11 protein-coding genes are annotated in these 13,859 nt (G+C 69.5%); 8 read left to right on the forward strand and 3 right to left on the reverse strand.

Annotation, left to right across the window (positions count from 1 at the left end; all coding sequences use genetic code 11):
* Window positions 1-369: 369 nt before the first annotated feature.
* The 6 genes from VLK66_RS12650 (at window position 370) to VLK66_RS12675 (ending at window position 6,333) form a co-directional block, all read left to right on the forward strand.
* The gene (locus VLK66_RS12650; protein WP_325309786.1) at window positions 370-1,065 is read left to right on the forward strand and encodes a hypothetical protein; all 696 of its coding nucleotides are present in this window, start codon (window positions 370-372) and stop codon (window positions 1,063-1,065) included.
* Between the two features lie 7 nt (window positions 1,066-1,072).
* Window positions 1,073-2,122, forward strand: coding sequence for a hypothetical protein (locus VLK66_RS12655; protein ID WP_325309787.1), 1,050 nt, complete (start codon window positions 1,073-1,075; stop codon window positions 2,120-2,122).
* 116 nt (window positions 2,123-2,238) lie between these two features.
* On the forward strand, window positions 2,239-4,086 hold the full coding sequence (locus VLK66_RS12660; RefSeq protein WP_325309788.1) for an OmpA family protein: 1,848 nt from the start codon (window positions 2,239-2,241) through the stop codon (window positions 4,084-4,086).
* Window positions 4,087-4,180: 94 nt separating this feature from the next.
* Entirely contained in the window at window positions 4,181-4,966 is a 786-nt protein-coding gene (locus tag VLK66_RS12665; RefSeq protein ID WP_325309789.1) for a hypothetical protein, read from the forward strand.
* An 11-nt stretch (window positions 4,967-4,977) separates the two neighbouring features.
* Window positions 4,978-5,808 (forward strand): ABC transporter ATP-binding protein, encoded by an 831-nt coding sequence (locus tag VLK66_RS12670; protein ID WP_325309790.1) that lies wholly within the window; start codon window positions 4,978-4,980, stop codon window positions 5,806-5,808.
* 264 nt (window positions 5,809-6,072) lie between these two features.
* Entirely contained in the window at window positions 6,073-6,333 is a 261-nt protein-coding gene (locus tag VLK66_RS12675; protein WP_325309791.1) for a hypothetical protein, read from the forward strand.
* A gap of 437 nt (window positions 6,334-6,770) precedes the next feature.
* On the opposite strand, the gene VLK66_RS12680 is transcribed toward VLK66_RS12675, so the two are convergent.
* The 3 genes from VLK66_RS12680 to VLK66_RS12690 form a co-directional block, all read right to left on the reverse strand.
* Complete coding sequence (locus VLK66_RS12680; protein ID WP_325309792.1) at window positions 6,771-7,925, reverse strand: S8 family peptidase; 1,155 nt, start codon at window positions 7,923-7,925, stop codon at window positions 6,771-6,773.
* A 73-nt stretch (window positions 7,926-7,998) separates the two neighbouring features.
* The gene (locus tag VLK66_RS12685) at window positions 7,999-9,141 is read right to left on the reverse strand and encodes a S8 family peptidase (RefSeq protein WP_325309793.1); all 1,143 of its coding nucleotides are present in this window, start codon (window positions 9,139-9,141) and stop codon (window positions 7,999-8,001) included.
* Between the two features lie 505 nt (window positions 9,142-9,646).
* Window positions 9,647-11,170 (reverse strand): S8 family peptidase, encoded by a 1,524-nt coding sequence (locus VLK66_RS12690; protein WP_325309794.1) that lies wholly within the window; start codon window positions 11,168-11,170, stop codon window positions 9,647-9,649.
* An 883-nt stretch (window positions 11,171-12,053) separates the two neighbouring features.
* Between VLK66_RS12690 and VLK66_RS12695 the strand changes: the two genes are divergently transcribed.
* Entirely contained in the window at window positions 12,054-13,091 is a 1,038-nt protein-coding gene (locus tag VLK66_RS12695; RefSeq protein WP_325309795.1) for a hypothetical protein, read from the forward strand.
* Window positions 13,092-13,305: 214 nt separating this feature from the next.
* Window positions 13,306-13,803, forward strand: coding sequence for an LURP-one-related/scramblase family protein (locus tag VLK66_RS12700; protein WP_325309796.1), 498 nt, complete (start codon window positions 13,306-13,308; stop codon window positions 13,801-13,803).
* Window positions 13,804-13,859 lie beyond the last annotated feature (56 nt).

Genomic DNA, 13,859 nt, shown 5'->3' on the forward strand with positions numbered 1-13,859 from the left:
ATCTCACGCGGGAGACGCGAAGACGCAGAGAACTCACCGCATGGGATGAGTTCTCTGCGTCTCCCCGTCTCCCGCGGTGAGGCCCATCTGTCTGGGAGCGTTGGAGATGGCGCAAATCACAGGGAAAGGAGCAGCTGCTCGCAACCCGCCCGGGGAATCATCCGTATGGATGGAGGGGCGAAGATCGGCCGGGGGAGTGGACGGATTCGCAATGATCGCATACATTTACCGCCTTCGGCACGAGCTCCGGGGCGGCACGCCCGGCCGGGAGCCTGCTTCCCCGATGTTTCCGTTGGGCCCTCACCTCCAGCAGCGGCTGAACGCGCCGGCACTTCCCGCCGCCGTGCGCCCGGGCCGCGGACCCCTGCCATGAGCTCTATCTTCGACAAGATCAAGGACGTCGGCAAGGACGCGCTCGGCACCTTCGTCGTGCTCGACGAGGATGGCAACGAGCAGCCGCAGGGCGCTCCCGGGGCCCCCGCCGACGCCACGCTGGCCGCCCCCGTCCGGGGCGCCGCCGCCGGGCCCGCGCAGCAGGGCGCCGTGCCGGTTCCCGCCGTGGCCGCCGCGCCCGACGCCGAGTTCGTGCAGCAGCTGCAGGCGGCGGTGGACGGAAGCAGGAAGCCGGCGCTGAAGCAGTTCCGCACGCTCTTCGCCGCGCTGGGCGCGGTGGCCGACGAGGGCACGCGCACGCAGCTGGCCGTATCGGCCGCGCAGGCCAGCCACGGCGTGAGCGCCACGCAGATCGCCGAGGCCATCGCCGACCGCATGCAGATCCTGGCGGGCGAGAAGGCCGCCTTCGACAAGGCCGTGCAGGAAGAGACGGCGCAGTCGGTGGGCGGCACGCAGGCCGAGATCGAGAAGACGCGCGCCGAGATCACCCGGCGCATCGAGGAGATCAAGGCGCTGGAGGCCAAGGCCGCCGAGCTCGACAAGCAGGCCCGCGAGGCGCGCGCCGCCATCGACGCCAACTCGGCGCGCTTCGCCGCCAGCTACGCCGTGGTCCAGGCCGAGCTCGAGGCCGAGCGCTCCCGCATCGCCCCCTTCCTCACAACCGCGAAGTAGCCCCGCGATGGAGACCTCCGCTACCGCCGGCGCGCCCAAGGCCGCCCGCACCTTCTGGCAGCGCCCCGAGGGCAAGGTGGGCGCCGGGATCATGGCCGGCCTGGGCGTGGCCATCGCCTGGGCGTTCGTGCACTTCCTGCCCAAGCTGATCGAGATCGCCCAGAACACCCTGTACCTGGCCTTCCTGGTGGGGGTGCTGGCGCTCGTCTACTTCACCGTGTTCGTGTGGGACCGGCCGCGCACGCTGCTGTTCTACTCGCTGCAGATGATCAGCCGCTGGGTCACCGGCAACTTCGTGGAGCTGGACCCGGTTTCGATCCTGAAGAGCTTCGTGCGGCAGATGGAGAAGCGCCGCGAGGTGATCCAGGACCGCCTGGCCCGCATCGTGGGCGTGCGGCGGATGGTGGAGGCCAAGATCGCCCGCAGCGAGAAGGAGCGGCAGGACGCCCTCCGCCTCGCGAAGGCCGCGCAGGCCACGCACGACGAGGACGGGCTGAACGCGCACGCCGAGATCGCCGCGCGCCGCGCGCGCGACATCGAGGAGTACCGCTCGATGCAGGAGCAGATGCTCAACATCGAGAAGCTCCTGCAGCGGGTGATGCGCCGCGCCGACTACCACATCCAGACCGCGCGCGACGAGGCCAACCAGCTGGCCGACAAGCACACCATCACCGGCGCGGTCGCCTCGGCCACCGCCGCCGCGCAGGGGATCTTCGGCGACACCGACCTGGCCGAGGTGCGCGACATGGCCGCCGAGCGCATCCGCGACGACTACGAGAAGCGCCTGGGCGAGCTGCAGACGCTGATCGACCTGACCGACTTCGACCACGCGGTGGACCTGAACCAGATGGCCTTCCGCCAGGAAGGGCTGACGCAGCTGATGGAGGCGGAGAAGAAGGTGACCGCCGCCGAGCTGGCCGACCCCGCCGCGACCTCGGCGGGCGCCGGCGCCGCGCTGCTGGCGCAGGCCGAGTCGATGGGCGGTGGATCGGGCGGCGCCGCGCCGCCGGCCGCGACCCCGGAGAACCGCTGGCGCGGGAAGCTGCGGAGACAGTAGAAAAGAAAGTGCTGAGTGCCGAGTGCTGAGTGCCCGGCAGCACCGATCGCACTCAGCACTCAGCACTTCAGTAGAGTTTTTGCCGGCGAAGTGAACCCGAACCCCGTTTTCCTACCATGCAACTGACATCGACGGGCCAGAAGACCGTCCGCATCCTGGGCGGGCTGGCCGTGATCGCGGCGCTGGGCTTGGGGCTGCGCTACGCGGCCCAGCACGGCTACGGCCGCCAGATCATGAAGGCCCTCGTTCCCGAAAAGGTGAGCGGGCTGGACAGCGGCTCCGACATCGGCAACGGCTTCGCCACCGGCACGGGCACCGTGGCCCTGGCGCCGCTCCCCACCGACCGCCCAGCCGAGATGCCCGGCGCCCCCGAGGTGCGCATCAACTTCTGGGCGTGGAACTCCCAGATGGGGTGCCTCTACTCCAACGGCGGCCCGGTGACCACGCAGGGCTCGCTGATGGAGAAGCAGGGCGTCAAGGTCCGCATCGACCGGCAGGACGACAACACCCAGCTCATGGCGCAGCTCACCGCGCTGGCCAAGGGGCTGCACGACGGCCAGGCGCAGCCCGCCGCCGGCGTGCACTTCGTGGGCATCATGGGCGACGGGTCGGGCGCCTTCCTGGCCGCGCTGAACAAGCAGCTGGTGGACTCGTTCGGCGAGGACTACCGCGCCGAGATCATCGGCAGCTGCGGCTACTCGCGCGGCGAGGACAAGCTGATGGGGCCGCAGAAGTGGCGCGACAACCCGCAGAGCATGCGGGGCGCCGTGGTGGCCGGCGTGCTGCGCGACGGCGACTGGAACATCGCCCAGCGCTTCATGGGCGACAACGGCATTCCCAACAACCCCGACGAGACCACCTACGACCCCAACGCGGTCAACTGGGTGAACACGTCGAGCTACGTGGAGGCGGCCGAGAAGTACGTGGCCAACTACTGCGAGGACCGCAAGGTGGTGGTCGACGGGAAGCCGACCGGCGAGACCAAGAAGGTGTGCGTGGACGGCATCGTCACCTGGACGCCGGCCGACGTGACCGCGGCGCGCGAGCGCGGCGGGATCGTGAGCATCGTGTCGACCAAGGAGTACACGTCGCAGATGCCGCACGTGATCATCGGCATCCACAAGTGGAACCAGCAGAACCGGCAGACGGTGGAGAAGATGCTCACCGCCTTCCTGCAGGGCGGCGACCAGGTGCTGCACCACCAGGAGGCGCTGCACCGCGCCGCCGAGATCAGCCAGCAGATCTACAACGAGAAGGGCGCCGACGCCGCGTTCTGGGAGAAGTACTACCGCGGCGTGACCGAGGCCGACAAGACGGGGATCCAGGTGGACCTCGGTGGATCGAAGGCCAACAACCTGGCCGACAACCTGGTGCTCTTCGGCCTGGCGCCGGGGACAACTCCGGAGACCAGCCGCTTCCGCGCCACCTACACGGTGTTCGGCAACATCGTGAAGCAGCAGTACCCGCAGCTGGTGCCCAGCATTCCGCCGGTGGACCAGATCGTGGACGTGAGCTACCTGCAGGCCGTGGCGCAGCGCGCCGGCGGCACGCAGGCCGCCGCCGCCGCCGCCGAGACGCAGACGTACAACGGCAGCGGCAACGTCTCCCGCGTGGTGGGCCGCCGCAACGTCTCCATCACCTTCGAGACCGGCTCGGCCAACTTCACCCCGGCGGGCGAGCAGCAGCTGGAGCAGCTCTTCAACGAGCTGTCCATCAACTCGCTGACGGTGGAGATCCACGGCCACACCGACAACGTGGGGAACCCCGACGCCAACCAGCAGCTGTCGGAAGACCGCGCGATGGCGGTGAAGAAGTGGCTGGAGCAGCGCTCGGCCAGCACCTTCCCGCAGGGCCGCATCCGCATCTTCGCCCACGGGTCGACCATGCCGATCGAGTCCAACCGGACGGCCGAGGGGCGGGCGGCCAACCGCCGCGTGGAAGTCGTGATCGGCACCAACAGCTGATCGGACCAGGCAGCACCGGCCGGGGCGCGGGGGGAACCTCTCCGCGCCCCGGGCGCGTCTCCACCTTCTCCCTTTCCCAACCGACGTCCAGCCGATGCCTTCACTCGGTCCCGCGCTCCGGCCCAACCAGTGGGTCCCGCAGCGCACCTACCTGAGCATGGCCGCCGCCTGGGGCGGCGCCGTGATCCTCCTCTGGCTCTTCGCCTCGGGGATCTTTCCGTCGCCGGCCAAGGTGGCCGAGGCGCTCCGCACGCTCACCGCGCAGCAGGGGCTGCTGGGCGAGCTGCTCACCAGCCTCACGCTGTTCGGCGAGAGCCTGCTGATCGCGGTGCTCATCTCCTTCGCGCTGGCGTACCTGAGCGTGGTCCCCGCGCTGCGCCCCATCGTCACCGCGCTCACCAAGGCGCGCTTCCTCAGCCTGGTGGGCTTCACCTTCGTCTTCACCCTGCTCTTCAACGGCGGGCACTCGCTGAAGCTGGCGCTGCTGGTGTTCGGCATCTCGGCCTTCCTGCTGACCTCGATGGTCGACATCGTGGCGGCCGTGCCCACCGAGAAGCTGGACCACGCGCGCACGCTGCGCATGGGCGACTGGCGCGTGGTGTGGGAGGTCGTTGTCCTCGGCCAGATGGGCGCCGCCTTCGACGCCATCCGCCAGAACGCGGCGATGGGGTGGATGATGCTGACCATGGTGGAGGGGCTGGTCCGCGGCGAGGGCGGGATCGGGACCATGCTGATGGACCAGCAGAAGCACTTCAACCTGGCCGCCATCGTGGCCGTGCAGGGGGTGTTCCTGATCGCCGGGTTCTTCCAGGACGCGTTCCTGGCCTGGATGAAGGGGGTGCTGGTTCCCAGCGCCGCCCTGGTCACCGCGCGCCGCTGAGGAGGGCAACCATGAGCACCCAGCACGCGTACGAGCGCAAGAGCGTTCTCGTCGACATCCAGGGCGTGACCTTCGCGCGGGGCGGCGTTCCCATCCTGCGCGAGGTGAACGCGCAGATCCGCGACGTGGTGCGCCCCGGGGTGAAGCAGGGGCAGATCGTGGGGCTCCTGGGCCCGTCGGGCGTGGGAAAGACCACGCTCTTCAAGATCCTGGCGGGGCTGGTGAAGCCCGACGCGGGAACGGTGAAGATCGGCGAGAAGGGGATTCCCGCTTCGCCCGGCCTGGTGGGCGTGGTGGCGCAGAACTACATCCTCTTCGAGCACCGCACCGTCCTGGGCAACCTCGTCATCGCGGCGAAGCAGGCGGGGATGAAGGCGGACGACGCGAAGGCGGCGGCCATGAAGTACCTGGAGCGCTTCGGGCTGCAGGCGCACGCCGGCAAGTACCCCGTGCAGCTCTCGGGCGGGCAGCGGCAGCGGGTGGCCATCGCCCAGCAGCTGCTGTGCAGCGAGAACTACCTGGTGATGGACGAGCCCTTCAGCGGGCTGGACGTGCTGCAGCAGGAGAACGTGCACGCGCTGCTGCAGGAGGTCAGCCTGACCAACGAGGAGAACACGCTCATCATCGTCACCCACGACGTGTCGGCCGCCGTGGCGGTGTGCGACACCATCTGGCTGATGGGGCGCGACCGCGACCCGCAGGGGAACGTGATCCCCGGCGCGCGCATCGTGGAGGAGATCGACCTGATCGAGCGCGACCTGTGCTGGCACCCCGACATCCGCCTGCGCCCGGAGTACATCCAGCTGGTGAACGAGATCAAGGAGCGCTTCCACACGCTCTGACCGCGCCCCAAGCGGCTGGCCGAGAGCGGCCTCCGCCCCGCGCGGAGGCCGCTCTCGCGCGTCCGGCGGAAACGCCTGTTACACGCCGGGTGTCCTGCGATCGGGGAGATTGGGGGATCGGTGGATGGGGATGCGGGATGCGGCTCGGCAAACAGGTGACGGCCCCGCGCCCGCGGGAGTCATCCCCCGGGGCTGGCCGTGGAGAACGACGACATGCAGGCGGACGTTCCGCCCTGGAGAGATGATCGCTTGGAGACGATGGGGATGAACCGCAGTGCCCTGTGGTCCGCGGTGGCCGACGCCACCCGGCCGCTGCAGCCGCCCGACACCGACAAGCGCGACGCGCTGGGCCGCGTGGTGCGGGCGATCGAGGACGCGCGCGACGCCGGCATCGACTCGGCGGAGATGGCCCAGGTGCGCGGACTGGCCCTGGTGGCGCTCAGCGACGGCGCGCGCCCGAAGCTGGTTTCGGCCATGGCCAGGATCTACGGCACCGCCATCGTAGAGCGCGCCAAGGCCCGGTGACGCGGAGGCGTCGCATCTGCGAATGAAAGCGGCCGCGGACACCTGGGGGTGTTCGCGGCCGCTTCGTGTTTCCGCTCGACTCCGCCCGGGATGAGCTGCGCGCACGACCACGATGGATGGAAGGGAGGCATCCTCAGGGGCGGAACTGGCTGCCGAGCCGAACAGCCTCGCGTAGTTTGCGAGGCATCCCCTAGTTGTTGCTGCGGCTTCAGCCGCCGGTAAGCGGGCCAGCCGCGAGTCTCCTGAACGCACGTGCATCCGAGGCCACAGATCCTTCGGCCTGCAACCGCTTGCGTGCAAATCGGTTGCGGTTTGGCCGGCCTCAGGATGACGTCGGCAGGGCGGGGTGTGCGGGGGATACCATCCTCCCGCGGACGAAAGACGGGGCGGCGAGGAAGGATCCTCGCCGCCCCGATCGACATCTCCCGATTCGTCCGTTACAGCGTGCTCTTGTAGAGCAGGCGGTTGGGCGTGCCGGTGACGTTGCCGGTGATCACGTTCGTGGTGGAGTTGTTGATGATCCACGACACGATCGTGCTGCTGGCCGCGTCGCCGAAGGTGCCCTTGTACAGCGCCGCCACGCCGGCCACGTGCGGGCTGGCCATGCTGGTGCCGCTGATGGTGTTGGTGCCGCTGTTGATCCAGGTGCTGGTGATGCTGCTGCCCGGCGCGTAGGCCTCGACGCACGAGCCCCAGTTGCTGTAGCTGGCCTTGGCGTCGCTGCTGGTGCTGGCCGCGGTGGTGAACACGCCCGAGGCGCTGGCCGGCGACACGTTGCAGGCGTTCTGGTTCTCGTTCCCCGCCGCCACGGCCAGGAACACGCCCGAGTTGGCCAGGTTGGTGGCCGCCGTGTTCAGCGTGCTGCTCAGCCCGCCGCCCAGCGACATGTTGGCCACCGCGGGCTTCACCGCGTTGGCGCGCACCCAGTCGATCCCCGCGATGATGGCGCTGGTGGTGCCGCTGCCGCTGCAGTTCAGCACGCGCACGCCGCGCAGCAGCACGCCCTTGGCCACGCCGTACGTGGTGGAGCCGATCGTTCCCGCCACGTGCGTCCCGTGCCCGTTGCAGTCGGCGCCGCTGCCGCCCGCGTAGTCGTACGAGGCCGCCGCGCGGCTGCCGAACTGCGGGTGGTTGGCCTGGATGCCGGTGTCGATGATGTACGCCCGCACGTTGCTGGCGGTGGTCGTGTAGGTGTACGTCCCCGAGAGCGGGCGGGCGCGCTGGTCGATGCGGTCGATCCCCCAGGTGGCGCCGGACTGCGTGGTGGCCACGCTGTACACCTGGTCCTGCTCGATGTAGTCCACGTTCGGGTTGTGCTGCAGCGCGTTCAGCTGCCCCTGGTTCAGCTCGGCGCTGAAGCCGTTCACCGCGGCGGTGTACACGAAGTGCGGGTTCACCCCCGAGACGGCGGCCACCGAGCGCGGGTCGGCGCCTTCCTTCACCACCACCACGTACGAGCCTTCCACGGCCACGCCGCGGGCAGCCACCACGGGCGCCGCGGCGCGCGTGGAAGTGGCCGTCGGGCTCTGGTCGGCGCAGGCGGCCAGCGCCAGGGCGGATCCCGCGAGCATCACGTTGCGGAGCGCTTTCATACCACGTCCTCCATCCGGTGGGGGGAGAGCAGCCGCCGCGGCACTCGCCGCGGCGGGTGGTGCGGCGGCGGCCCTAGAGCCCCGCCGTGTAAAGCAGCCGGTTGGGCGTGCCCGCGGGCACGTTCTTCACCACGCCCGCGGTCGCGTTGGTCTTGATCCAGCTGTCGATGGTGACGGACGCCGCATCGCCGAAGCGGGCCTTGTACAGCGCCGCCACCCCGGCCACGTGCGGCGCGGCCATCGAGCTGCCGGTGAGCGTGGCGGTTCCCGAGCCGATCCACGTGGAGACGATGGAACCGCCCGGTGCATAGCCGTCTACGCAGCTGCCGTAGTTCGAGGTGGCCAGCCGGGTGTCGTCGGGGTTGGTGCCGGCCGTGGTGAAAACGGCCGCGGCGCTGGCGGGCGACACGTTGCAGGCGAGCTGGTTCTCGTTCCCCGCTGCCACGGAGGTGAAGATCCCCGCGTTGGACAGGCTGGTGACGGCGGTGTTCAGCGTGGAGGAGAAGGGACCGCCGAGGGAGAGGTTGGCCACGGCGGGCTTCTGCGCGTTGGCGCGCACCCAGTCGATCGCGGCCACGATCCCGGAGGTGGAGCCGGAGCCGTTGCAGTCCAGCACGCGCACGCCGCGCAGCGACACGGCCTTCGCCACGCCGTACTGGGTGGAGCCCACGATGCCGGCCACGTGGGTGCCGTGCCCGTTGCAGTCCGCCCCGGTGCCGCCGAACGCGTCGTACACGTTCTGCGCGCGGGCGCCGAACAGCGGGTGGGTCGTCTGGATCCCCGTGTCCAGGATGTAGGCGCGGACCCCGACCCCGGTCCCGGCGGTGTAGGTGCCCGAAAGCGGGAGATAGCGCTGGTCGATGCGGTCCAGGTTCCACGGCACGCTGGTCTGCGCCGCGTGGTAGACGGCGTCCTGCTCCACGTAGGCGACCGCGGGGTTCTGCCGCAGCGCGTTCAGCTGGCCGGCCGTGAGCGTGGCCGCGAAACCGTTCACCGCCGCGGTGTAGACGTGGCGCGGCGCGGCGCCCAGCCCCGCGGCGACTCCGCGGGGGTCGGCGCCGGCGTTCAGCACCACCAGGTACGCGCCGCCGATCCCGCCGGCGGACGCCAGCCGCACCGGCGCGGCGTGCGGCGCGCGCGCGGCCGTGGGCGATCCGTCCGCGCACGCGGCGGCGGCGGAAAGCGCGAGCAGGAACGTCGAGCGGATCGGGCGCATCGAATTACCCTTGCCTGTGTGTGAAGCGCGGACCTCCGCCGCACTCGTCGGCTACCGGATCACGACAACTGTTCATCGATCATCACCAACCCGGAGAATCGGCAGTTCCGGAATCCATCATCGCGTCCGACAAGCTGTTTGCTGTGGTGGAGGGGAATTGTGGCAGAACCTGCGCCAGATCGAACGTGAAGATCAACTGATTGTCATCCAATGAGATAATCCTTTGGGGTCATATCGAGATGCGCACTGGTTTGGTGCGGTCTGCACCGGGAGTGTGCGTGATGATTGGGAGGAGGGATGATCTCGAGAGGAGAAAATGCGGCTAAAGTCGCTACAACGGCACGCACTCCGCCTGCGCGGACTTCCCCATAGAACCATCCATGACCGAACTCACGCACTCACGCACTTCCGCACTTCCGCACTCTCGCACCAAAAAAATCCCGCCCGGCGCAGAACCCTGCGCCGGGCGGGACGATCGCCGAGGGCCGAAGCCTTCAGTGCGAGACTACGGGTGCTTCAGCCACAGGTTGTACGTGCCGCTGCCGCTGTACGAGCGCACTTCCCACTCGTAGTAGCCGGCCGTGCCGCTGTACGAGACCGTCTCGTTGTTGCTGGCCGTGGTGCCGCTGGCCACCACCACCCAGCTGCTGCCGTTCCACTTGTACAGGTACAGGTCGAAGTCGGTGCCCGTGGGGCCCTGCAGCCAGCCCTGGTGCGTGCCCGAAACCGTGCTCTGGTAGTACGTGTTGTTCGGCTGGTACGACGAGCCGCCCGAGCTCAGCGTGGCCGTGTACTGCGTGCACCCGGTGCAGGGCGCCGTGCCGCCGCCGCCGCCGCCGCCCGACGGCGCGGTGAGCAGCGAGTACAGCAGGCGGTTGGGCGAGCCGGTGCCCGCGCCGGTCACCACGCCGGTGGTGGCCGTGGTGATGATGGCGCTGGTGACGGTCGCCACGCTGGCCGTGGGGGCGCCCTGCAGGTACAGCGCGGCCACGCCGGCCACGTGCGGGCTGGCCATGCTGGTGCCGCTGATGGTGTTGGTCGCGGTGGTCGACCCGATCCACGACGAGGTGATGTTGTTGCCCGGCGCGAACACGTCCACGCAGCTGCCGTAGTTGCTGAACGAGGCACGCGCGTCGGTGCTGGTGGTGGCGCCCACGGTGATGGCGCTGGCCGCGCGCGACGGGCTCTCGGTGCAGGCGTCCACGGTCTCGTTGCCGGCCGCCACGGCCAGCACCACGCCGGCGTTGGTCAGGCGCGCCACGGCGTCGTCCACCGCCTGGCTGGCGCCGCCGCCCAGCGACATGTTGGCCACTGCCGGGAGGGTGCGGTTCTGCGCCACCCAGTCGATGCCCGCGATCACGCCCGAGTTGGTGCCGCTGCCGCTGCAGTCCAGCACGCGCACGGCGATCAGCGTGACGCCCTTGGCCACGCCGTAGGTGCTGCCGCCCACGGTGCCCGCCACGTGCGTTCCGTGCCCGTTGCAGTCCACGCCGTTGCCGCCCGTGGCGTCGTAGCCGATCGAGGCGCGGCCGCCGAACTGCGTGTGGCTGGCCAGGATGCCGGTGTCGATGATGTACGCCCGCACGCCCGCGCCGGTGGGCGTGTAGTTGTAGTTGCCGTCCAGCGGCAGCGCGCGCTGGTCGATGCGGTCCAGCCCCCAGGTGGCGCCCGTCTGGGTGGTGCTGGCGTGCACCACCTGGTCTTCCTCGATGTACTTCACGTTCGGGTTCTGGCGCAGCGCGTTCACCTGCCCGGCCGACAGCTCGGCGGCAAAGCCGTCGAGGGTGTTGGTGTAGAGGTGATGCACCCCCGCACCCACCGAGTGGGCCAGCGTCTGCGGCTGCGCGCCGTCGTTCAGCACCACGATGTACTGCCCGTCGATCCCCAGCCCCGGCGCGGCGCGGTAGAGCGGCGCCAGGTTCTGCTGCGTGGCCTGCGTGGGCGTCCGCGCGGCGGTGGGCTGGTCGGTGGAGCAGGCGGCTGCCGCAAGGGCAAGCACCGCCAGGGCGATGGGTGTGGCTCTGCGCATGAAGCGTCCTCCCCGGGGGGTTGGGTTGCGGCGCCCGGCCCAGTGCCGGCGCGCCGGCCGCGGCCGCGTGGGGAACGGCCGCGATACTCGGGAGACAAGGGATCGCAGACCCACCCCACGCGCCGTTTGCGCGAAAGACGGTCTGGTGCGGCGGGTGGGCGCCGCCGCGAGTCCGGGTGCATGTCCTGAGCGGGGCCGTAGCAGAGCACGCACCGCACCGCACCTGCAACAAATCGCAAGCGGTTGGCGAGCATCGACTTGTGGATTTTACCGCGCCGGCGGGGCCGCGAGATTGTAGTGCGGCTGCACCATGCCGGTGCACCGAGACGGTGCGGCCTCGCGCGAGGGCGGGCGGCCCGCGCGCGCGACCACGTGCGCGAGGACAGGAAGAATCCCTCAGATTGCAGCGGATAAGGTTTGTTGGTTTCGACGCTCCCCCATACCGACCGAACCCGCCGAGATGTCGCCAGGTGCGTACTCATGGGTAGGGGGATCCGGGGGAGGGAGATTTCGGAACTCCGGGGAGACGCGGCTGCACCAGTGCGGTGCGGAACGGCGCATTCTGGTGCTAGATAAAACCTGCGTCGAGCCGCGCTCCCTGTCCTCTTCATCTCCATGCATTCATGGAGTGATCGGGACGGAACTCCATCGAAACAAATGGTCTACGGGACGGCCGCCGCCTTCCTCGGCCGAGGGCCGCGCAGGTGCGTCGGGGAGCGGCCCGCATCTTGTACCATGATGGAGCCAGGCGAGCAACATTTGGTCCCATTGCGGCCTCCCACCAGGACGCGTGCTCGCCCTTGCCGGCCCTCCCGGGCCGGCGCGTCCCGGTGGCCGCGCTTCCTCTGGCGCGGCTCCGACCCCCTTTTCTCGTGGAGGTCGCATGGCCCGCATTTCGTCCCTGGCAGTGGCAACCGCCGGCATCGTCGCGCTCGCGGCGTGCTCGGACGCCAACCCCAACCAGCCCCGCGTTCCCGCGCAGCCCGCCGGCTCCACGGCGCTGCAGCACCTGGGCATCGCCCCGGTGCGCACGCCCAACCGGCCGATGTTCAGCAACAACGGCAACGAGCTGAACCACGGCAACGCCAAGCCCACCGGCCCCAGCAACGCGGCCACCGGCACCGGCATCAGCTACCACGGCGGCCCCCTGCTCACCTCGCAGACCAAGGTGGCCGCGGTGTACTGGGCGTCGACGCAGGTGTACACCGGCGGCCCCACGCCGGGCACGCAGGGCGCCGGCTCGTCCGACGGCTCGCTGGTGGGCTACTTCATGAGCCACGTGGGCGGCTCGCCGTACTTCAACATCAACAGCACGTACTACAACTCGGCCGGCACGCACGTGTCCAACATCGTCAACTACACGCAGTTCTGGGCGAACAACGTGTACGGCGTGCCGGCCAGCGGCGCCAGCGTCAGCGACTCGCAGATGCTGTCGATGCTGCAGTACGCCTTCAACAACGGCAAGCTGACGTACGATTCGGGCACCCTGTACGCCATCTTCACCAAGGGCACGGTGAACCTGGGCGGCGGCTTCGGCACGCAGTACTGCGCGTACCACAGCTGGGGCACGGTGACGGTGGGCGGCGTGGCGCGCACGGTCCTGTACGCGGCCATGCCCGACGACTACGCCAAGTCCAGCGCCTGCTCGTCGGGCGCCGCGGCGGCCAACGGCGACCCGCACGCCGACGCCGAGGTGAGCACCCTGGTGCACGAGATCGAGGAGACCACCACCGACATGAACGGCAACGCCTGGTTCGACGCGTCGGGCTACGAGAACGCCGACAAGTGCGCGTGGACGTACGGCAGCACGTACACCTCGGCGCTGGGCGGCGTGGCCAACGTGCACCTGGGCACCAAGGACTACCTCATCCAGCGCAACTGGGTGAACAGCGGCACCGGCGGCTGCTTCATGAGCTGGTAGTCGCGCGGGCGCACCTTCGGTGACGGGGTGCGAGACTGCGAAGGTGCGGATGTGCGAGAGTGGGGGGATCCGCGAGGATTCTCCCACTCTCGCGTTTTCGCTGCAGGGCCCAATCGCAAGAACGGCGTTGGGGCGATGATGCGGGGTGGCCTGATCGTTGCCCCCGTCACCGGCTTCCGTGGATGGGGCATTCCCGAGCGAGCGAGGTGGCGAGATGGCACGATACAGGATGCGGCAGCGGCTGATCTCGATCGGCGAGGACTACGTGATCGAGGACGAGAGCGGGCGGGCGGTGTACAGGGTGGACGGCAAGGTGCTGCGCATCCGCGAGACGTTCGTCATCGAGGACATGGGCGGGCGCGAGCTGGTGACGATCCGCGAGAAGAAGCTGGCCATCCGCGACAGCATGAACATCCTGCGCGGCGGGAAGACGGTGGCCACGGTGAAGAAGGCGCTCTTCTCCCCCTTTACCGACAAGTTCGTGGTGGACGTGGACGGCGGCGACGACCTGACGGTGAAGGGCGACCTGCTGGACCACGACTACGAGATCCGCCGCGACGGCAGGCGGATCGCGCAGGTGTCGAAGAAGTGGTTCGCGCTCAGCGACACCTACGGCATCGACATCGCCGAGGGCGAGGACGACGCGCTGATCCTGGCCGTCGCCGTGGCGCTGGACGAGATGGCGCACGATCCCGACGAGGGGAAGGGCTGATCTCCATCTCCAGACTCACCAAACAGATTGGTTCACGCGGAGACGCGGTGCCGCGG

The organism is Longimicrobium sp., from assembly GCF_035474595.1.
Taxonomy (GTDB): Bacteria; Gemmatimonadota; Gemmatimonadetes; order Longimicrobiales; family Longimicrobiaceae; genus Longimicrobium.